The following is a 19098-nucleotide window of genomic DNA, read 5'->3' as shown; positions in this document are numbered from 1 at the left end:
ATTGACAACGATCAAGGCGAGCCAACGCTGTCGATACCACACTGGGGCCAAACCCACAGTGGAGACATCGGTCATGCCCCTTTCCCTGGCCAACATGCGCCGCCAGTACACCCGTGACGGGCTGGACGAAGCCCAGGCTCCGGAGAATCCGCTGACCCTGTTCAGTCTCTGGATGCAACAGGCCCGCGAGACCGAAAGCCCTCCGGTGGAAGCCAACAGCATGGCCCTGGCGACGGTGGACGAGCAGGGGCGACCGCATTGCCGGATCCTGTTGCTCAAGGGGTTTGGCGAAGAAGGCTTCTCGTTCTTCGGCAACTACGACAGCGGCAAGGGGCAGGATCTGGCGACCCATCCTTGGGCCGCCATGACGTTTTTCTGGCCGGGCCTTGAGCGACAGGTGCGCGTCGAAGGGCAGGTCCATAAGCTTGACCCGACGCTGTCGGACGCCTACTTCCATTCCCGCTCCGTCGCCAGTCGCCTGGGGGCCTGGGCTTCGCCGCAAAGCCGTGCGCTGGACAATCGCGCCGCGCTGGAGGCTTTGCTGGCGCAAGTCGGGCAGCGTTTCGCCGGGCAACCGGTTCCGCGTCCCGAACATTGGGGCGGCTATTGCCTGCGGCCTGAGCGACTTGAATTCTGGCAGGGCCGCGCTGACCGCCTGCATGACCGTCTCGACTATCGGCTGCACGACGGCCTTTGGCAGCGCAGCCGCCTGGCGCCCTGAGCGCCGAGGGAGGTACCTCCATGGAGGAATAGGCCCGGCACCGATTGCGGTTCAGGCTGGGCCATCTTTTTTCTGACAGGACGGCTGATCATGGCCCATCTGACGCAACGCCTTTTCCAACCGCTGAACATTGCGGTGCTGACCATCAGCGATACTCGAACCTTCGACACCGACACCTCGGGCCAGACCCTGGCGGATCTGCTGCAAACCGCCGGCCATGTGCTGATCGACCGAGGGCTGGTGAAGGACGACATCTATCAGATCCGCGCGCGGGTTTCGCAGTGGATCGCCGACCCCAAGGTGCAGGTGGTGCTGATGACTGGCGGCACCGGCTTCACCCCGCGCGACAACACGCCACAAGCGGTGGCGCCATTGCTCGACAAGCATGTCGATGGCTTCGGCGAACTGTTCCGCCAGGTGTCGTTGGCCGAGATCGGCATGTCCACCCTGCAGTCCCGTGCCATGGCGGGCGTGAGCAACGGTGTGCTGGTGTGTTGCCTGCCGGGCTCGCCGGGCGCGTGCCGGACCGGTTGGGAGCAGATCCTGGCCGGGCAATTGGACAGCCGCACCGGGCCATGCAATTTCACCCCGCACCTCAAGCCGCAGGACGGTGTAGCTCCGACAGCCTGCGAGACACGCGCATGAGCGGCGGTGTGTGTGACAGCGGCGTGTTGACGCCGGTGGACGAAGCGATCCGGCATCTGCTTGACCAGGCGCCGCCGCCACCGCCGGTGCAACGGGTGCTTTTGGATCAGGCCTTGGCGCGGGTGCTAGCCAGCGATGTCTTGTGTCCCATGAACCTGCCGGCTTGGGACAACAGTGCGATGGACGGCTACGCCGTGCGGGCCGCTGACCTGCCTGCTGGCGGTGGATACCTGGCGTTGGCCGGAAGGATCGCCGCAGGCGATGGGCCGGGCGAGCCACTCCAGGCGGGGCAGGCCGTGCGTATCTTTACCGGTGCGCCGTTGCCGCCGGGCGCCGACACGGTCGTGCCGCAGGAAAGCTGCCGGGTCGATGACGGCCGTATCTGGCTGCCGGCGGCCAATCGCGGCGACCATGTTCGCGAGGAAGGCGAAGAGCTGCGCCGGGGCGATCGCCTGCTCGGCGCCGGCACTCGCTTGCGTGCCCAGGAGCTGGGGCTGTTGGCCGGCGCTGGCATCGCCCGGGTGGAAATTTTTCGTCCGTTGCAGGTGGGCTTGCTCAGCAGCGGTGACGAGTTGCGTGAACCGGGCGAGCCACTGGCGCCGGGGCAGATCTACAACAGCAACCGTCATAGCCTGGCGGCGTTGTTGCGCGGGTGGGGCTTTGAGGTTCACGACCTTGGTGTCATGCCTGACCAGCTGTTGGCCAGTCAACAAGCGTTGCGCCTGGCCGCAGCCGAATGCGACGTGCTGATCACCTCGGGCGGCGTATCGGTGGGCGAGGAAGACCATCTCAAGCGCGCCATCGAGGCCTTGGGCCGTATCGACCTCTGGCGCCTGGCAATCCAGCCGGGCAAACCCCTGGCGTTCGGTGACGTTGAAGGCAAGCCGTGGATCGGCCTGCCGGGCAACCCCTCGGCGGCGCTGATCACCGCGTTGATCGTCCTGCGCCCGTTCCTGTTCCGCGCCCAGGGCATGAGCGACGTGTTGCCCGTGCCGTTGCAGGTGCCCGCCGGATTTGACTGGCTCAAGCGCAACCGTCGTCGGCAGTACCTGCGGGCCAGGTTGGTCCCCGGTGCGGACGGACACCTGTGCGTCGAACTGCATCCCCAGCAAAGCTCGGCGATGCTGACGGCCGCGTGCTGGGCCGATGGGCTGGCGGTGGTGGAGCGTGAGGCGCAAGTGCACAAGCACGACCAGGTGATGTACTTGCCGTTCGCGAGCCTGATGCATTGACGGCAATTGACCGCCGTCAAGGTCACCGCCGCCGGGCTGGCTAGACTGGCGGCGCTTGCGTTTTCTGATGAGGATGCCCCATGCAACTGGTTTGCCCGGCAGGGAATCTGCCAGCCCTCAAAGCGGCGGTGCGCCAAGGCGCCGATGCCGTCTATGTCGGCTTTCGCGATGACACCAATGCCCGGCATTTCGCCGGGTTGAACATGGATGACAAACAGTTCGACGCGGCGGTCGCGCACATCCGCCAGCGTCAACGCAAACTCTACGTGGCGGTCAATACATATCCGCAACCCAAGGGCTGGGAGCGCTGGCAGCGCGCGGTGGATCGCGCCGCCGATTTCGGCGTGGATGCGCTCATCGCCGCGGACCCCGGCGTGCTCGGCTACGCCAGCCAACGACACCCACGGCTGGCGCTGCACCTCTCGGTACAAGGCTCGGCGACCCACGCGGCGGCCCTGGCGTTTTACGCCCAGCGCTACGGCATCCGCCGCGCCGTGCTGCCACGGGTGCTGTCCCTGGCCCAGGTGCGGCAAGTGGCGGCGGGCAGTCCGGTGCCGATCGAAGTCTTCGGTTTTGGCAGCCTGTGCATCATGGCCGAAGGTCGCTGCCACTTGTCTTCCTACGTGACCGGCGAATCGCCGAACCTCTGTGGCGTCTGCTCGCCGGCCAAAGCGGTGCGCTGGAGCGAGGACGCCCAAGGGCTGAGCGCGCGCTTGAGCGAGGTGCTGATCGACCGCTACACCCCCGAAGAACCGGCCGGCTACCCGACCCTGTGCAAGGGTCGTTTCCTGGTGGGCGGCAAGCGCTTCCATGCGCTGGAAGAACCCACCAGCCTCGACACGCTGGACCTGCTGCCGGAACTGGCGGCCATCGGCGTCGAGGCGGTGAAGATCGAAGGTCGCCAGCGCAGCCCGGCCTACGTCGAGCAAGTGACCCGGGTCTGGCGCGCCGCGCTGGATGCGCACCAGGCCGCGCCCCAGCGGTTCCGGGTTCGCGAAGAATGGCGCCAGGTGTTGGCCGGTCTGTCCGAGGGCAGCCAGACCACATTGGGTGCCTACCACCGTTCATGGCAATGAGGGAGGCCAGATGAAACTCAGCCTGGGACCGGTCCTGTTCTATTGGGACAAAGCGCAACTGGGAAATTTCTACGCCGAGATGTCGGCCTTGCCGCTGGATGTGATTTACCTGGGGGAAACCGTCTGTTCGAAGCGTCGGGCATTCTCCCTGGACCAATGGCTGGGCTTGGGCCGTGAGCTGCAACAGTGCAGCCAGGCGCAGATTGTGTTGTCGAGTTTGACGCTGATCGAAGCGGCCTCGGAACTGTCCTCGCTGCGGCGCCTGTGTGACAACGGCGAGTTGCTGGTGGAAGCCAACGACATGGGCGCGGTGCAGTTCATGGCCGAGCGCAAGCTGCCCTTTGTCGGCGGGCCGGCGTTGAATCTGTACAACGGCCACGCCCTGGCGCAGTTGCTCGACTGCGGCATGATCCGCTGGGTGCCGCCGGTGGAATGTTCGGCGGCGCTGATCGGCGATGTGCTGGAACAGGTGCGTGAGATGGATCGGAATGTGCCCGAGGTGGAAATCTTCGCCTACGGCCATCTGCCCTTGGCCTATTCGGCGCGCTGCTTTACCGCCCGGGCCGAAAACCGGCCCAAGGACGACTGCCAGTTCTGTTGCATCAACTACCCCGACGGACTGGCGCTGAGCAGCCAGGAAGGACAATTGTTGTTCACCTTGAACGGCATTCAGACGATGTCCGGCGAGGTGACGAACCTGTTGGCCGATTACAACGCGCTGCTGGCAAGTGGCGCCGATGTGCTGCGCCTGAGTCCGAGGGCACAGGGCATGGACGAGGTGGTCAGAGCCTTCGACAAGGTCCGTCAGGGCGAAGCGCCACCGCTGTTCGTCGATGGTTGCAACGGATACTGGCACGGCCACGCTGGCATGATGAAAGTCGAGGAGGCGGGCCTGTGTTGAGTCCGAAAAAATGGCTTCTCAAGGGCGCCGACCGCTTGTTGCCGCTGGCGGGCAAGGTGCCGTTCCTGGTCCAACGCCTGGCCTTGCAGCAGGCGCTCAACCGTTGCTTGGCCGAACCGCTGCGCGATGGCGGTTTCGACGTGCTGCACGGGCGCTGGCTGTGCCTGCGGGTATCGGACCTGAAGTTGTGCTGGTACCTGACACTGGCCCACGATGGGCTGCGCATCGCCGAGCGGGCCGACGCCCAGGTCAGCATCAGCGGCAATTGGCGCGAATTCCTGCTATTGGCCAGCCGTCAGGAAGATCCCGACACCTTGTTCTTCCGCAGGCGACTGGTCATCGAAGGCGACACCGAACTGGGCCTGGCGCTGAAGAACCTGATCGACAGCCTCGACCCGGACGTCTTGCCACCGTGGCTCTGGCGCAATCTGGAGCGGGCCGGAAAGGGGCTGGCGACGGTGTGATGACCGCCGCGAGCGTCTACATCAGCAACCCAACCTGCGTGCGCTTGGGCAACTTGCTGACCACCAGTTGATGAGAGCGTTGCAACAAATCACGCAACTCGTCGGCCCCCAGCGGGTAGGGGACCTGCATGATGACCCATTGCGCACGCGCCAGATAAGGCGCCGGGCGAATGCCCGGGCGGTCGCAATGACCGAGGAACAGGTCCTTGTCGACCTTGAACGCCAATGAGTCGCCCCGCAGGTTTTGCAGGGCGAACATTTTGTTTGCGGCCACGGAGAACACTCGCACGCCGCCCCATTTGTAATCTTCCCTGGCGCCTGGCAAGCCCAGGCAAAATCGTGCGACGTCCTCTTCGCTCAAACTCATATCGTTTTGTCCCCGCATTGTTCAAAAGCCGCCACCAGATGATCGATCCAGGCGCGCACCGCCGGCAGCATACCGCGCCGGTGAGGATAGACTGCCAGGAGCCAGCCATCGGGCGATGACCATCCAGGCAGCAACTCCACTAACCTGCCGTCAAGCAACTCCTGCTCGCAATACATGCTCGGCAGCAAAGTAATGCCCAGGCCGGCGAGGGCGCAGGCGCGGCGCACGATGAAATCATCGATGCCCAGGCGGGCTTCCAGGGCCAGTTCGGTACTTTGCCCACTGCGGTCGAGCAGGCGCAGATGAACCAGTCGATCGGCGTCCAGTGCCCCTAGCACCGGCAGTTGCTTGAGGTCGTCCGGGGTTTCGATTCGCCGTCCTTCGACGAATGCCGGGCTGGCGACCAGCGTCAGTCGGGCCTGGCGCAGGCGGCGGGTCATCAGCAGCGGGTCTTCGTCGCCTACGTCGCGCACGCGCAACGCCACGTCGATGCCTTCGCCGATCAGGTCCACGCGCCGATTGAGCAGGGTCATTTCCAGCTGGACCAAGGGAAATTTCGCCAGGAAGGTTTCGATGATCACGGGCAGGAATTGATGAGCCAGCCCCACCGGGCTCGACACTCGCAATCGCCCACGGGGTTCGCTGGACATGCTCGCCACCGCCTCGTCGGCCATCTCGGCTTCGAGCAACATGGCCTGGCAATGGCTCAGGTAGCGTTCGCCCACTGCCGTCAGCTTCAACTGGCGAGTGGTGCGTTGCAGCAGGCGGGCGCCGAGGCGCTCTTCCAACTCGGCGATACGCCGTGACAGGCGCGACTTGGGGATGCCCAGCAAGCGTCCGGCGGCCGCGAAGCCACCGGCTTCGACCACCTTGGCGAAGTAGTACAGATCGTTGAGGTCTTGCATATTGACTTCGATTGTCCTGTGTGTGGGACGAACTATCGCATTCTTGCGGTCTTATCGGCTATTGGTTTCACCGATAGGATTGTTCGCACTTGATCGCCTGGTTGCGATCCTCACTCAGGAGAGCATTCACATGAAACTGTTGCATATCGATTCGAGCATCCTTGGCGACAACTCGGCTTCGCGCCAATTGAGCCGTGAACTGGTGCAGGCCTGGAAAGCCGCCGAGCCGGGCATGACGGTCAGCTACCGTGACCTCGCCACCGATGCCATCAGCCACTTCTCCGCGCAAACCCTGGTCGCCGCCGGCACCAGCGCCGAACTGCGCGATGCCGCGCTCAAGTACGAGGCTGAGCTCAGCGCAGAAACGATGGCCGAGTTCCAGGCAGCAGACGCGCTGGTCATCGCCGCACCCATGTACAACTTCACCATCCCGACCCAGCTTAAGGCGTGGATCGACCGTATCGCAGTGGCTGGCCAAACGTTCCGCTACGGCGATGCAGGCTTTGAAGGTCTATGCGGCGGCAAGAAACTGGTGATCGTTTCCACCGCCGGCGGCCTGCATGCCGGACAGCCGAGTGGCGTGGGCCACGAAGACTATCTCAAGCACATGTTCGGCTTTCTTGGCATTACCGACATTGAATTCGTCCGTGCTGAAGGCCTGGCCAAAGGCGACGACATGCGCGCCAAGGGCATGAGCCAAGCCACGCTGCAGATCAGCCAGCAATTCGCCGCCGCGTAAGGCTTGCGTAAAGCCACCAAGCTCTGCGGGCAACCTTCGCAAAACCCTGTATTCTCGTCGTCAATGGATGGCTGGGATGCGGGGTTTTTCCTGCATTCGGCGCCGGGATTCATGGCGTAGATCATGCACGACCGGAACCGTGAGCCAATGGGCTCCCGATCGGTGGGTGAAGGTGGAAAATTCGATGATACGTCTTGGTGCAGCGCTGTTGCTTTGTGGGTTGAGCGGGTTCGGTTCGGTGCAGGCCGCGCCGGCGCCACATCCGCATTGGAGCGCCGGTTTTCACGAGCTGAGTTTTCTCGATCCGCTGGATCACCAGCCGATGCATGCCATCGCGTTCTATCCGTCGATTGCCGGGGAACAATCCAGCGCGTTGGGCGGCTACCAGATCGACGCCGCGCCCAACGCGCAGATCGCCATCGGCCGTTTCCCGCTGCTGATGCTGTCCCACGGCAATACCGGCACGCCGCTGGCACTGCATGACCTGGCCACGTCGCTGGCGCGCAAGGGGTTTGTCGTGGTGGCGGTGATTCATCCCGGCGACAACGCCCAGGACCACAGTCGGCTCGGCACCTTGAGCAATCTGTATGGGCGGCCGATCCAGATCTCCGAAGCGATCACCGCGACATTGAACGATCCGATGCTCTCGCCTTACGTCAACGCGGGGCAGGTCGGTGTCATCGGTTATTCCGCCGGTGGCGAAACCGCCTTGATCCTTTCCGGCGCCACCCCGGATCTCAATCGCTTGCGCCGCTACTGCCAGGAACGCCCGGATGACCGTGACGCCTGCAACACCCAGGGCGAATTGATCGTCGACCGCGACGACTTGTCGCCGGTGGCCGACCCGAGGGTCCGTGCGTTATTGCTGATGGCGCCGTTGAGTTTGAAGTTCGGTCGGCACACGCTGGCCGACGTCCATGTGCCGGTGCTGCTTTATAGCGGTGACGGCGACAAGCTGGTGGCCTTCGACAAGAATGCCGCGGCGCTGGCTCGCAAGCTGCCCACCGCGCCGGATTTCAAGACGTTGGCCGGGGCAGGGCACTTTGTCTTCATGGCGCCTTGCACGGACGAGCAGATCGCGGCGATGCCGGCGCTGTGCACCGATGCCGATGGCGTCGACCGCAAGGACATCCACCGCACGATGATCTCCGAGGCCAGCCGCTTTTTCAGCCAGGCACTGGGCAAGCCGACCCGGGCCGGCCTGAGGACCGCCGATCAGTGATCGACTCTTTCCGCTCGCCGTCGCAGCAGCAACGCCAGCCCCAGCCCGAAGATTGACAGCAAGGCTGCAAAGAAGAAGATCGACGAGTAGCCCAGGTTCAACGCCACCGCGCCCATCAACGGACCGGCGATTGCCAGCGCCAAGTCAAAGAACACCGCGTAGGCGCTCAGTCCGGCGCCCCGGCTGCTGTTGGGCACCTGCTTGATCGCCTCCACGCCCAGCGCCGGGTACACCAGCGACAGTCCGAAGCCGGCGAGTCCCGCGCCGACCAAGGCAAACGCAGTCGACGGCGCCAGCCAAAGCAACACCAGCCCCAGGGTTTCGATGCTCATGCAGACAATGGCCGAACTGAAGCCACCGAAGCGGGCGATGCTGGAAATGAACAACAACCGTGCCAGGATGAAGCACACGCCAAACACCGTCAGGCACCACGCCGCGCCGGTCCAGCCGCGGCTGAGATAGAAGAGGGTGATGAAGGTGGTGAGTGTGCCGTAGCCGATCGAAGCCAGGCACAGGCTGGCGCCAAACGGTGAAATGCGCCCGAACACCGCCCAGAAGGGCAGGCGCTCGCCACGAACGACCGGTACCGACGGCTTGTTACGAATCAGCAACAACGCCATGCCAGCAAGCAGTGACAAGGCGATGCCCAGGCTGGCGAAACCCAACCCATCGACCATCACCACCCCCAGCGGGGCGCCGATAGCGATTGCGCCGTAGGAAGCGATGCCGTTCCAGGAAATCGAACGGGCCGTGTGTTCCACACCGACTTGGCCCATGCACCAACTGATCGTACCGACGCCGATCAGCCCTTGGGCGACACCTAGCAATAACCGGCCGGCAATCAGGATCAACAGGCTTGGCAGAGGAAAGTCCTGCAGCACCGTTGAGATCAGCGTCAGCACGCCGCTGAGCAAAATTCCCAGCAAACCGTAGACGATTGCCCGCTTCGTGCCAATGCTGTCCGACAGCCGTCCAGCCATGGGGCGACTGAGCAGCGTCGCCAGGTATTGGGAACCGATGGTCAGCCCGGCCACCACCGCGCTGAAGCCCAGTTGGTCATGGACATAGCCAGGCAACACGGCAATCGGCAGGCCGATGCAGAGAAAGGCAATGAAGGTATAGAAAACGATGGAGACGATCTGCAGGGTGATCGACAGGGAACTGGGAGCTGATGGGGGCGTGGGCATGGGCTCGTTCGCGGGCAGCGGCAGGAGAGCTTCATCATGGCGCGAGGAGGGGAGAAAAGAAAGCAGGCTAACTAATAGCCTCGCGAACGCAATGGAGCACACAACAGTTTCTTACCCTAGCAATACAAAAAGCCCTGTCACATGGACAGGGCCTTTCACTTGCCGCTTGAAGCTTACAGCTCGAAGCTGCCCTTAGAACAGCACACCCTGGCTGCGCAGGTAATCGTCATAGGTGCCGCTGAAGTCGACCACGCCGTCGGCGCTCAGCTCGATGATCCGCGTGGCCAGGGACGAGACGAACTCTCGGTCGTGGCTGACGAAGATCAGCGTACCCGGATAGTTCTCCAGCGCCAGGTTCAGCGCTTCGATGGATTCCATGTCCAAGTGGTTGGTCGGTTCGTCCATGATGAGCACGTTCGGCTTCTGCAGGATCAGCTTGCCAAACAGCATGCGGCCCTGTTCACCACCGGAGATGACCTTGACCGACTTGAGGATCTCGTCGTTGGAAAACAGCATCCGGCCGAGGGTGCCGCGAACCAGTTGTTCGCCACCCTGAGTCCACTGGCCCATCCAGTCGAACAGATTGACGTCATCTTCGAAGTCGTGGGCATGGTCCTGGGCGTAGTAGCCCAGTTCGGCGGCGTCGGTCCACTTCACGGTACCGGCATCGGGTTTCAGTTCATTGACCAGGGTGCGCAGCAACGTGGTCTTGCCGATACCGTTCGGGCCGATGATCGCCACGCGCTCGCCGGCTTCGACGGTGAAGCTGAAGTCCTTGAACAGCGGCTTGCCGTCAAAGCCCTTGGCCATGCGCTCGACGATGACCGCCTGGCGGTGCAGTTTCTTGGTTTGCTCGAAGCGAATGAACGGGCTGACACGGCTCGAAGGCTTGACCTCGGCCAGTTGGATCTTGTCGATCTGCTTGGCGCGGGAGGTGGCCTGCTTGGCTTTCGAGGCGTTGGCCGAGAAGCGGCTGACGAACGACTGGAGTTCGGAAATCTGCGCTTTCTTCTTGGCGTTGTCCGACAGCAATTGCTCGCGGGACTGGGTCGCCACGGTCATGTACTCGTCGTAGTTGCCCGGGAACAGGCGCAGCTCGCCGTAATCCAGGTCCGCCATGTGGGTGCAGACGCTGTTCAGGAAGTGACGGTCGTGGGAGATGATGATCATCAGGCTCGAACGCTGGGTCAGCACGTTTTCCAGCCAGCGGATGGTGTTGATATCCAGGTGGTTGGTCGGTTCGTCCAGCAACAGCACTTCCGGATCGGAGAACAGCGCCTGGGCCAGCAGCACGCGCAGCTTCCAGCCCGGCGAGACTTCGCTCATCGGGCCGAAATGCTGTTCGATGCCGATACCCAGGCCCAGCAGCAATTCGCCAGCACGGGATTCGGCGGTGTAGCCGTCCATTTCGGCGAACTCGGTTTCCAGCTCGGCCACGGCCATGCCGTCTTCTTCGGTCATTTCCGGCAGCGAGTAGATGCGGTCGCGCTCGGCCTTGACCTTCCACAGTTCCTCGTGGCCCATGATCACGGTATCGATCACGGTGAATTCTTCGTAGGCGAACTGATCCTGGCGAAGTTTACCCAGGCGCACGTTCGGCTCGAGCATGACCTGGCCGCCGGACGGCTCGAGGTCGCCGCCGAGGATTTTCATGAAGGTCGACTTGCCGCAACCGTTGGCGCCGATCAGGCCGTAGCGGTTGCCCGCGCCGAATTTGACAGAGACGTTTTCGAACAGCGGCTTGGCGCCGAACTGCATCGTGATGTTAGCTGTAGAGATCAAAGGTTTATCCTGCGGAACATTCAGAGTAGCTAAGGGTGCGGCAGTACCTGTTCAGTACCTGTTTGCGCCGATCCGCACCGCGCTAGAGGCTTCGCGGTCGCAAGCGCAAGGGTCCATCCGGCATAAGAGGACAGCTGCATACGGAGCGCCTGGACCGAGTGGAGTTGCGCCGAAGTCGGGTTTTCCGGTATCGGCCAAGGGGGCGCGTGATATTTGGCGGCGATTGTACTGATCTGGCCGCATTAACGATAGGGTGTTACCCAGGCAAGACAGTTTTTCACAACTGAGGGATAACCTTCAGTTACAAATTGTGGCTAAATCGCCATCACACTCGACGCTCTCCATTGCCGCTTGGCTGGCCAGGAGCAGCAGCCTGTTCACTCCTGGACCAGACCGATCCCGTGAAGCTCATCATTGTCGCGATCTACCTCCTTTCCATTGGCTATGTGCACCTGCGTGGGCGCGTACGGCACAAGCTCGGGCGCCAGTTGAGCGATCACTCGTCCTTTCTCGCGCCGATCAACTGCCTGCTGTACCTGTGCTCGAAGCTGCCCAACAAGCCATTCCTGAGCCCGGAGCAGTTCCCCGACCTGAGTCCATTGCAAGCCCATTGGGAAGAAATCCGCGCCGAAGGCCAGAACCTGCTGCGGGCGGGGGAGATCAAGCGTTCCAATCAGTATGACGATGTGGGCTTCAACTCTTTCTTCAAGACCGGCTGGAAGCGCTTCTACCTGAAATGGTACGGCGACAGCCATCCCTCGGCGATGAAGCTCTGCCCGCGCACCACTGAACTGGTGCAGAGCATCGGCTCGATCAAGGCGGCGATGTTCGCCGAACTTCCGCCAGGCTCGAAGCTGGTGCGTCATCGCGATCCGTATGCCGGGTCCTATCGTTATCACCTGGGCCTGGAAACGCCCAACGAGGCCGGCTGCTACATCAACGTCGACGGCGAGCATTACCATTGGCGCGACGGCGAGGCGGTGATGTTCGACGAAACGTTCATTCATTACGCCGAGAACACTACGCCACACAATCGCATCATCTTGTTCTGCGACGTGGAGCGGCCGATGAAATTTCGTTGGGCCACTGCCTTCAACCGCTGGTTCAGCCGTACCGTGATGGCGGCTGCCGGCGCGCCCAACGATGCGGCCAGCGACAAGACCGGTGCGCTGAATCGAGCGTTTTCCAGGCTCTACAAGATTCGCCTGCAAGGCAAAGCCCTGAAGAAGCGCAACCGCACGCTCTATTACCTGCAGAAATGGGCGTTCTTCGGTGGTTTGCTGGCGCTGTTCATCTGGATCTGATGGTTCAGTCCCCGGGTTTCTGCGCGTCCAGCTGTTCCCACATCCTCGCCGTGATTCGTTGGCGATGGCTGTAGCCTTCCCACGGATCGGCGCCCAAGCCCTTGGCCCGCTCCAGGGCGGTGTAGATGTCCCATTGCTGGGCGTTACGCAAGCCGTCCAGCTCCGCCCGCGCTATGGGCACCGACACCGGCAGCCCTGGCCGCGCGCGCACTGAGTAAGCGACCACCGTACTGGCGCCGCGCGAGTTGCGCAGGTAGTCGAGGAAGATCTTGCCGACCCTGTTCTTTGGTCCCATGGTTGCGGTGATCTGCTTGGGCATCTGCCGGGTCATGAATTGCGAGATGGCCTTGGCGAACGCCTTGGTCACGTCCCAGCCTTCATTGCGCGCCAACGGCACGATGATGTGCATGCCCTTGCCGCCGCTGGTCTTGAGGAACGCCTGCAAACCCAGCTCGTCGAGCAATGACAGGGTCATGCGGGTGGCTTCGATCATGGCGCTCCAGGGCAGCGACGGGTCGGGGTCAAGGTCGAGGACGAACAGGTCCGGCGACTCGATCCGGTCATGGGTCGCGGTCCAGGTGTGCAATTCCACCGTACCCATCTGCGCCGCGCTGACCAGGGATGGGACGTCGTCGATTTCCATCAGCGCGGCATGGCCAGGATCCAGCGCTGGGTCGAGCTGTTTGATGTGGGGAATCTCCAGGCGATCGGCGTGTTTCTGGAAGAACTGCTCTTCGCCAATCCCGTCCGGCGCGCGCAGCAGGGCCACTGGCCGCTGCTTGAGGTGCGGCAGGATCCACGGAGCGATGTCCGCGTAATATCGGGCCAGCTCGTCTTTGTGCACACCGCTGACGCTGTCGATGACGCGTTCGGGATGGGTGATCTTTACCCCGGCGACTTCCACGGTGCGGGTTTTACCGCGGTACTTGGGTTTCGTCGGCTCGGCTTTTATCGGCATCGGTTGCTCGCGGATGATCGTGCCCGAGGGCCTGTCGTGGGGCAATCCAAGGAAGACCGCCTGGTTGACCAAGCCGTCCCGAGTCCATTCGGTGAACTCGACGTCACAGACCTGGGTCGGCTCGACCCATTTCACGCTGCGGCTACGCGTGCCGTTGAGCGGTTCCGCCAGCGGCGAAGCGTCACGCTCCAACGTGCACAGTTGCTCATGTAACTGCTTGATGTGCGATTGGCTGAACCCGCTGCTGACTCGACCGGCGTAAACCAAACCCGATGGCCCATTGACCGCCAGCAACAGCGCGCCAAAGCCGTGACGCTTGCCTTGGGGGCGGGTGAAACCGACGATGACGAAGGCCTGGCGCAATCGGCACTTGAGTTTCACCCAGTCGGGGCTGCGTCGCGATTCATACGGGCTGCCCAGGCGCTTGCCGACCACGCCGTCGAGCGCGAGCGCGTTGGCACTTTCAAATATATCGCCCTGGCTGGCGGAGAACGCCTCGGAGAAGCGCACGCGCTTGTTCCCATTATTGCTGAGGGCTTTTTTCAAGGCGGCGCGGCGTTCTTCGACAGGCGCCTGGCGCAGGTCCGCGCCGTTGAGAAAAGGCGCGTCGAAGAGGAAATAGACCATGTCTACCGTGCGGCCGATTTCGAAGGCTTGACGCAGCGCCGCGAAATCGGAGTGACCGGTGTCATCGAGCAGCACCAGCTCGCCGTCGAGCCAGCTGTTATCCAGATTTAATTCGGCCAGCGCATCGGCATGCAGTTTCAGCCGGTCGGTCCAGTCCAGCTGATTACGGTTGAACAAACGAACTTCGCCACCTTCGATGCGGGCCAGCAGCCGATAACCGTCGAACTTGACTTCGTAGCGCCATTCGCCGGCCGGCGGTTGCTCGACCGGTGTCGCCAGCTGCGGCAACAGTCGATCGGGCAGCGCGGTTTTCCCGGGGGGCTGGGGAGCTGATGCTGGGTCCAGCGCGGCATCGGACAGACGGGCATATTCACTCTCGGCCTTGGCCATGACAGATTCCCTTGTGTTGCTGGCGCCTCGGGGTTAGCCCCGGGAGGCCTTGGTGGCTTTTTTAGCGGGAGCGGGCTTGCGGGTCTTGGTGGATTTGGCCGCGGGCTTCTCGGCGGGTTTGTCCGGCGCCTTGCCCTTGCCGCCCAGGCTGCGCTTGAGCAGTTCGGTAAGGTCGATGACATCGGCGGTCTTGCGCTGTTCCTCGCCAGGGTCGGTTTCCACCGCTTCGAGCCGGCCCTCGTTGGCCTTCTTCTCCACCAGTTCCATGATCTTGTCCTCGAAACTGTCGCGGTACTCCTGGGGTTCCCAGTCGCCACTCATGTCTTCCACGAGGCGCTTGGCCATCTCCAGCTCGCCCTTGGCCAGCGTCGGGCTCGTCACTTCGTCGCCCAGCTCCAGCACGTCGAGCTCGCGCACCTCGGCGGGCCAGCGCAGCATCACCAGCACCAGAGCCGACTCCAAAGGCATGAGGGCCGCCAAGTGCTGGCGGGTATGCAACACCACATGGGCCAGCGCCACTTTGTTGGTCTTGATCAGGGTTTCGCGCAACAAGGCATAGACCTTGCCGCCGCGCTTGTCAGGCGCCAGGAAATAGGGCTTGTCGATGTTCTGCAGGGGGATTTTTTCGCTGTCGACGAAGGAAAAGATGTCGATGGTCTGGGTGGATTTTGGGTGGGCGGCGCGGATTTCATCTTCGCTGATCAGCACGTATTGACCTTTCTGGTATTGCACACCTTTGACGATGTCGTCCTTGGTCACTTCCTTGCCGGTGACCTTATTGACGCGCTTGTAGCCCACCGGGTCCATGCTGCGCTTGTCCAGCCAGTCGAAATCCACGCCTTGGGACGCGGTGGCCGATACCAGCGCCACGGGAATGTGGACCAGCCCGAAACTGATTGCGCCTTTCCAGATTGCCCGTGCCATGGTGGATTTTCCTTGCCGGTAAATGAGTCTCTCTGGTGACCTCCGGGCGCCAGCAAAAGTTTCCCCCGCGCGCCGGCTGGCCGCGGCCATCGCGCCAGCGGAACGGGCGTTCCAGAGATGCCTGGTTACATCTTCGCGCGGACATTTCGCTTAACAACCGCGAACCTGCGGCGTAGCGTGTTTTCGATATGCCTGAATCCAAGAGGTATTCCAATGAACAGGCTGATGATTGCCACCATTGCGCTATTGCTGACGGCTACTGCCCAGGCCACGTCCTTCGACCAGGGCTCGGTGATCGTGGCGCAGAATCTGCCGGGCAATAACAATCCCTATAACAGCCCGACACGCCGGGCCAATCCCAACAGCATGCAGGGCACCCAGCCCAACGTGCCGGGCATTGGCAACAACCCGACCGTGCCCGTTCCCCGGCCACCGACCCTGGAAAACGGCGGCATCGGTAACGGCTACCCGCGCTCCGGGCAGCCATCGGGTTCTGCGCGGCCGACGATCGAGGCGCCCACGCCGCCCAGAAACAGCAATAACGGGAATCGCTAGATCGGTCTTTTTTCATACCACAGAAGGAAGTGTGCATGATCCGTAAAACACTCCTGGCGGCCTTTTGCGCCAGCGCTGTTCTAATCCTTGCCACGCCGGTCTCTGCCGCGCAGCCCCAGCAAATGAAAAGCGAGGAGGGCACGGTCGAAGTGACAACGGTGACCCGCGGACTCGAGCACCCCTGGTCCGTGGCGTTCCTGCCGGATCAGCAGGGAATGCTGGTGACGGAGCGATCGGGCAACCTGCGGCGGGTCAGCCCGGACGGCAAGCTTTCAGCACCGCTGAGCGGCGTGCCGGATGTTTGGGCTCGGAGCCAGGGCGGCTTGCTGGACGTTGTGCTGTCGCCGGACTTCAAGCGGGACCGCACGGTTTACCTTTCCTATGCCGAGGCGGGTAAGGACGGCAAGGCCGGCACCGCCGTCGGGCGCGGGCAATTGTCCGAAGACTTCAAGAGTCTGGAAGACTTCAATGTGATCTTCCGCCAGCAACCCAAGCTTTCCACGGGCAACCATTTCGGCTCGCGCCTGGTGTTCGACCGGGACGGCTACCTGTTCATCACCCTGGGGGAAAACAACGACCGCCCGACCGCCCAGGACCTGGACAAGCTGCAAGGCAAGATCGTGCGTATCTACCCCGACGGCAAGGTGCCGGACGACAATCCTTTCGTTGGCCAGAAAAATGTCCGGCCCGAAATCTGGTCCTACGGCATTCGCAATCCCCAGGGCGCGGCGTTGAACCCTTGGCACGGTACGCTGTGGGAGAACGAGCACGGGCCCAAGGGCGGCGATGAGTTGAATATCATCGAACGTGGCAAGAACTATGGCTGGCCCCTGGCGACCCATGGCGACAATTACTCCGGCGCGCCAATTCCCGAAGCCCAGGGCAAGACTGCCGAAGGCACCGAGGGCCCGCACCACGTCTGGCAGCTGTCGCCAGGTCTCAGCGGGATGGCGTTCTATGACAGCGACCGATTCAAGGCTTGGCAACGTAACGTCTTTATCGGCGGGCTGGTTTCCAAGGACTTGATCCGTCTGGAGTTCGAAGGCGACAAGGTCGTCCATGAGGAACGCTTGCTGGGTGATCTTGGCGAACGAATCCGTGACGTTCGCCAGGGCCCGGATGGCTTCCTGTATGTGCTGACGGATGAGGGCGACGGTGCGTTGTACAAGGTCGGGCTTAAATGACGGTGAATCCAATGAGGTTCGGGTAGCCGGGCCGGGATTTCCATTGACTTGCCCTGCGCGCGCGGCTAACGTCCAGCCATGAATTCCACCGTACTGCGCAGCCAGCCAAGCATTATTACCGCCATTCCTTATTTGGCGGGCTAGCTGACGGCTGCACCCAACCCGCCCTAGAGGCGGGTTTTTTCTTTCTGTCTCCAGGGCTTCATTCGAACCAGGAGACCGCCATGACCCCGACCCGCGCCGAGCAAGCCCTGCTGGAGCACTACGTCAAGAAGATTCTGGCCGCGCCGGTGTATGAACTGGCGGTGGCCACGCCGTTGCAAGCGGCTCCAGCGCTGTCGCAGGCCCTGGGAAACCGGATCCTGCTCAAGCGCGAGGACTTGCAGCCGACCTTTTCCTTCAAGATTCGCGGCGCCTACAACAAATTGGCACAACTGACCCCGGAGCAACGCAGCCGTGGCGTGATCACGGCTTCGGCAGGTAATCATGCCCAAGGCGTAGCGCTGGCTGCTCGGGAGTTGGGAATTTCCGCTTGCATTGTCATGCCCAGCACCACGCCGCAGCTCAAGGTACTGGGCGTGCGCAGCCGGGGTGCCGAGGCGTTGTTGCACGGTGAGAGTTTTCCGTTCGCTCTGGAATTCGCCTTGAAGCTGGCCCAGGAAACCGGACGAGAGTTCGTCTCGCCGTTTGACGACCCGCAAGTCATCGCTGGGCAGGGGACGGTCGCGATGGAGATCCTGCGCGAGCATCCAGGTCCGCTGGACGCCATTTTCGTTCCGGTCGGCGGCGGCGGGCTGATCGCCGGAATCGCGGCGTACGTCAAATACCTGCGCCCGGAAATACGCATCATCGGCGTCGAGTCCGAACACTCCGCCTGCCTTAAAGCGGCGTTGGCTGCTGGTGAACGCGTGACGCTGCCCAGCGTGGGCACCTTTGCCGATGGCGTGGCCGTGGCACAGATCGGTGCCCATGGCTTCGATATCTGCCGATTCTGTGTCGATGAAGTGATAACCGTCACCAACGACCAGCTCTGCGCGGCGATCCGGGACATCTACGACGACACGCGCTCGATCACCGAGCCATCGGGCGCCTTGGCGGTGGCGGGTATCAAGCAGTACGTGACTGACAGCGGCGCGCAAGGCCAGACGCTGGTGGCCATCGACTCGGGCGCCAATATCAACTTCGACAGCTTGCGCCACGTCGCTGAACGCGCGGCCGTGGCCGTCTGATAGAGATTGCCCGGCGCGTCCCAGTTTTTTTGAGCAACCGACGGATGCCCGCCCATGAAGTCGAAATAGTGGCTACTCTGAGCTTGGCAAGCCGAACGGGTAATTGCAGTTTGCATGAGAGAAACACCGCTTCCTTGCATTCTGCATGACCGTTTCGCTTGATTTTCTCGCTAAGTGATTGATTTGTAACAGGCTGGATGTACCCAGGTACAGGCATGTTTTTTGCGGGTTGATACCCGAGTCCGATTGAATGGGCTCCAACACCAGAAAACGCCAAAATGAACGAACGGTAAGGCATTTGAAGTCCAGTCCGAAGGGAACAATCGGACGAAAATACCGCCGTCGTGAACATAAGTTGGCTGCCTCAACAGGAGAGAGTTGCCATGTTTTTATCTGCCCTCGAAATGCGAAACATCATTGAAAGCAGCCTGCTGCCGAAACGCTCGCAATGCACCTTGTCACAGGATTTGTCGATGACGGTGAAGATTTACGACGACCATGAAACCGATCGTGTAGCACTGGTCAAGACCGACATCGATGCCACCAAGCTCACCGGCTGCCGCGCCATCAATGATCTGATCGCCGAACTGCGCACCGAGCTAGACCACGGGCGCGCTTCTGCAAATCACGCGTCAGGTAACTATTTCCATCAGCAACATCGGATGAGCGGCCGCTAATCACTCCTC

The 19098-nt window shown here is 62.3% G+C and carries 19 protein-coding genes; 13 read left to right on the top strand and 6 right to left on the bottom strand.

The window, feature by feature from the left end:
* The first annotated feature begins 73 nt into the window (after positions 1-73).
* From pdxH to ubiT, 6 genes are all read left to right on the top strand, one after another.
* On the top strand, positions 74-721 hold the full coding sequence (pdxH, locus tag HU742_RS13335; RefSeq protein WP_186642784.1) for a pyridoxamine 5'-phosphate oxidase: 648 nt from the start codon (positions 74-76) through the stop codon (positions 719-721).
* A 90-nt stretch (positions 722-811) separates the two neighbouring features.
* Positions 812-1366 carry a molybdenum cofactor biosynthesis protein B gene (gene moaB / locus HU742_RS13330; RefSeq protein WP_186642783.1) on the top strand — a complete coding sequence of 185 codons (555 nt, stop codon included), beginning with the start codon at positions 812-814 and terminating at the stop codon, positions 1364-1366.
* A complete protein-coding gene (locus HU742_RS13325; protein WP_186642782.1) occupies positions 1363-2598 on the top strand; it encodes a molybdopterin molybdotransferase MoeA in 1236 nt (411 codons plus the stop codon). Before moaB ends, HU742_RS13325 begins: the two co-directional genes overlap by 4 nt.
* Before the next feature lie 80 nt (positions 2599-2678).
* Positions 2679-3674 (top strand): ubiquinone anaerobic biosynthesis protein UbiU, encoded by a 996-nt coding sequence (gene ubiU, locus HU742_RS13320; RefSeq protein WP_186642781.1) that lies wholly within the window; start codon positions 2679-2681, stop codon positions 3672-3674.
* Between the two features lie 10 nt (positions 3675-3684).
* Positions 3685-4575, top strand: coding sequence for a U32 family peptidase (locus HU742_RS13315; RefSeq protein ID WP_186632744.1), 891 nt, complete (start codon positions 3685-3687; stop codon positions 4573-4575).
* The gene (ubiT, locus tag HU742_RS13310; RefSeq protein ID WP_186642780.1) at positions 4569-5039 is read left to right on the top strand and encodes a ubiquinone anaerobic biosynthesis accessory factor UbiT; all 471 of its coding nucleotides are present in this window, start codon (positions 4569-4571) and stop codon (positions 5037-5039) included. The genes HU742_RS13315 and ubiT overlap by 7 nt, the downstream gene beginning before the upstream one ends.
* Positions 5040-5055: 16 nt before the next feature.
* Here the strand turns inward: ubiT and HU742_RS13305 are convergent, their stop codons facing one another.
* Both HU742_RS13305 and HU742_RS13300 read right to left on the bottom strand, forming a co-directional pair.
* The gene (locus HU742_RS13305; RefSeq protein ID WP_186642779.1) at positions 5056-5406 is read right to left on the bottom strand and encodes an MmcQ/YjbR family DNA-binding protein; all 351 of its coding nucleotides are present in this window, start codon (positions 5404-5406) and stop codon (positions 5056-5058) included.
* Complete coding sequence (locus tag HU742_RS13300) at positions 5403-6311, bottom strand: LysR substrate-binding domain-containing protein (protein WP_186632736.1); 909 nt, start codon at positions 6309-6311, stop codon at positions 5403-5405. Before HU742_RS13300 ends, HU742_RS13305 begins: the two co-directional genes overlap by 4 nt.
* A 130-nt stretch (positions 6312-6441) precedes the next feature.
* Here HU742_RS13300 and HU742_RS13295 point away from each other — a divergent pair, with 130 nt between their 5' ends.
* Complete coding sequence (locus HU742_RS13295) at positions 6442-7050, top strand: FMN-dependent NADH-azoreductase (protein WP_186642778.1); 609 nt, start codon at positions 6442-6444, stop codon at positions 7048-7050.
* A gap of 184 nt (positions 7051-7234) precedes the next feature.
* Entirely contained in the window at positions 7235-8272 is a 1038-nt protein-coding gene (locus HU742_RS13290) for an alpha/beta hydrolase family protein (RefSeq protein ID WP_186642777.1), read from the top strand.
* Here HU742_RS13290 and HU742_RS13285 read toward each other — a convergent pair.
* The gene (locus HU742_RS13285) at positions 8266-9459 is read right to left on the bottom strand and encodes an MFS transporter (RefSeq protein WP_186642776.1); all 1194 of its coding nucleotides are present in this window, start codon (positions 9457-9459) and stop codon (positions 8266-8268) included. The genes HU742_RS13290 and HU742_RS13285 overlap by 7 nt on opposite strands.
* A gap of 192 nt (positions 9460-9651) precedes the next feature.
* A complete protein-coding gene (locus HU742_RS13280; protein WP_186610222.1) occupies positions 9652-11241 on the bottom strand; it encodes an ABC-F family ATPase in 1590 nt (529 codons plus the stop codon).
* A gap of 401 nt (positions 11242-11642) precedes the next feature.
* On the opposite strand from HU742_RS13280, the gene lpxO reads away from it, so the two are divergent.
* Complete coding sequence (lpxO, locus tag HU742_RS13275; RefSeq protein WP_186642775.1) at positions 11643-12545, top strand: lipid A hydroxylase LpxO; 903 nt, start codon at positions 11643-11645, stop codon at positions 12543-12545.
* A 4-nt stretch (positions 12546-12549) separates the two neighbouring features.
* On the opposite strand, the gene ligD is transcribed toward lpxO, so the two are convergent.
* Both ligD and ku read right to left on the bottom strand, forming a co-directional pair.
* Positions 12550-14520: a DNA ligase D gene (ligD, locus tag HU742_RS13270; protein WP_186642774.1), complete on the bottom strand. Its 1971-nt coding sequence runs from the start codon at positions 14518-14520 to the stop codon at positions 12550-12552.
* A 33-nt stretch (positions 14521-14553) separates the two neighbouring features.
* The gene (gene ku / locus HU742_RS13265; protein WP_186632719.1) at positions 14554-15444 is read right to left on the bottom strand and encodes a non-homologous end joining protein Ku; all 891 of its coding nucleotides are present in this window, start codon (positions 15442-15444) and stop codon (positions 14554-14556) included.
* Positions 15445-15657: 213 nt separating this feature from the next.
* On the opposite strand from ku, the gene HU742_RS13260 reads away from it, so the two are divergent.
* From HU742_RS13260 to HU742_RS13245, 4 genes are all read left to right on the top strand, one after another.
* On the top strand, positions 15658-15999 hold the full coding sequence (locus tag HU742_RS13260) for a hypothetical protein (protein WP_186642773.1): 342 nt from the start codon (positions 15658-15660) through the stop codon (positions 15997-15999).
* Positions 16000-16034: 35 nt separating this feature from the next.
* A complete protein-coding gene (locus HU742_RS13255; RefSeq protein WP_186642772.1) occupies positions 16035-17183 on the top strand; it encodes a PQQ-dependent sugar dehydrogenase in 1149 nt (382 codons plus the stop codon).
* Between the two features lie 224 nt (positions 17184-17407).
* The gene (ilvA, locus tag HU742_RS13250) at positions 17408-18412 is read left to right on the top strand and encodes a threonine ammonia-lyase, biosynthetic (protein ID WP_186642771.1); all 1005 of its coding nucleotides are present in this window, start codon (positions 17408-17410) and stop codon (positions 18410-18412) included.
* Between the two features lie 383 nt (positions 18413-18795).
* Positions 18796-19089, top strand: a complete 294-nt coding sequence (locus HU742_RS13245; protein WP_186632707.1) for a DUF1652 domain-containing protein — start codon at positions 18796-18798, stop codon at positions 19087-19089.
* The last annotated feature ends 9 nt before the right edge of the window (positions 19090-19098 follow it).

Origin of the sequence: Pseudomonas marvdashtae, assembly GCF_014268655.2 — a bacterium.
Lineage (GTDB): Bacteria > Pseudomonadota > Gammaproteobacteria > Pseudomonadales > Pseudomonadaceae > Aquipseudomonas > Aquipseudomonas marvdashtae.
The sequence above is the reverse complement of the archived record's forward strand: the minus strand, read 5'-3'. Positions and strand labels throughout refer to the sequence as shown.

Coding starts and splice junctions, on each gene's coding strand:
- pdxH (WP_186642784.1), top strand. CDS start 74: ATGCCCCTTTCCCTGGCCAACATGCGCCGCCAGTACACCCGTGACGGG.
- moaB (WP_186642783.1), top strand. CDS start 812: ATGGCCCATCTGACGCAACGCCTTTTCCAACCGCTGAACATTGCGGTG.
- HU742_RS13325 (WP_186642782.1), top strand. CDS start 1,363: ATGAGCGGCGGTGTGTGTGACAGCGGCGTGTTGACGCCGGTGGACGAA.
- ubiU (WP_186642781.1), top strand. CDS start 2,679: ATGCAACTGGTTTGCCCGGCAGGGAATCTGCCAGCCCTCAAAGCGGCG.
- HU742_RS13315 (WP_186632744.1), top strand. CDS start 3,685: ATGAAACTCAGCCTGGGACCGGTCCTGTTCTATTGGGACAAAGCGCAA.
- HU742_RS13305 (WP_186642779.1), bottom strand. CDS start 5,406: ATGAGTTTGAGCGAAGAGGACGTCGCACGATTTTGCCTGGGCTTGCCA.
- HU742_RS13300 (WP_186632736.1), bottom strand. CDS start 6,311: ATGCAAGACCTCAACGATCTGTACTACTTCGCCAAGGTGGTCGAAGCC.
- HU742_RS13295 (WP_186642778.1), top strand. CDS start 6,442: ATGAAACTGTTGCATATCGATTCGAGCATCCTTGGCGACAACTCGGCT.
- HU742_RS13290 (WP_186642777.1), top strand. CDS start 7,235: ATGATACGTCTTGGTGCAGCGCTGTTGCTTTGTGGGTTGAGCGGGTTC.
- HU742_RS13285 (WP_186642776.1), bottom strand. CDS start 9,459: ATGCCCACGCCCCCATCAGCTCCCAGTTCCCTGTCGATCACCCTGCAG.
- ligD (WP_186642774.1), bottom strand. CDS start 14,520: ATGGCCAAGGCCGAGAGTGAATATGCCCGTCTGTCCGATGCCGCGCTG.
- ku (WP_186632719.1), bottom strand. CDS start 15,444: ATGGCACGGGCAATCTGGAAAGGCGCAATCAGTTTCGGGCTGGTCCAC.
- HU742_RS13260 (WP_186642773.1), top strand. CDS start 15,658: ATGAACAGGCTGATGATTGCCACCATTGCGCTATTGCTGACGGCTACT.
- HU742_RS13255 (WP_186642772.1), top strand. CDS start 16,035: ATGATCCGTAAAACACTCCTGGCGGCCTTTTGCGCCAGCGCTGTTCTA.
- ilvA (WP_186642771.1), top strand. CDS start 17,408: ATGACCCCGACCCGCGCCGAGCAAGCCCTGCTGGAGCACTACGTCAAG.
- HU742_RS13245 (WP_186632707.1), top strand. CDS start 18,796: ATGTTTTTATCTGCCCTCGAAATGCGAAACATCATTGAAAGCAGCCTG.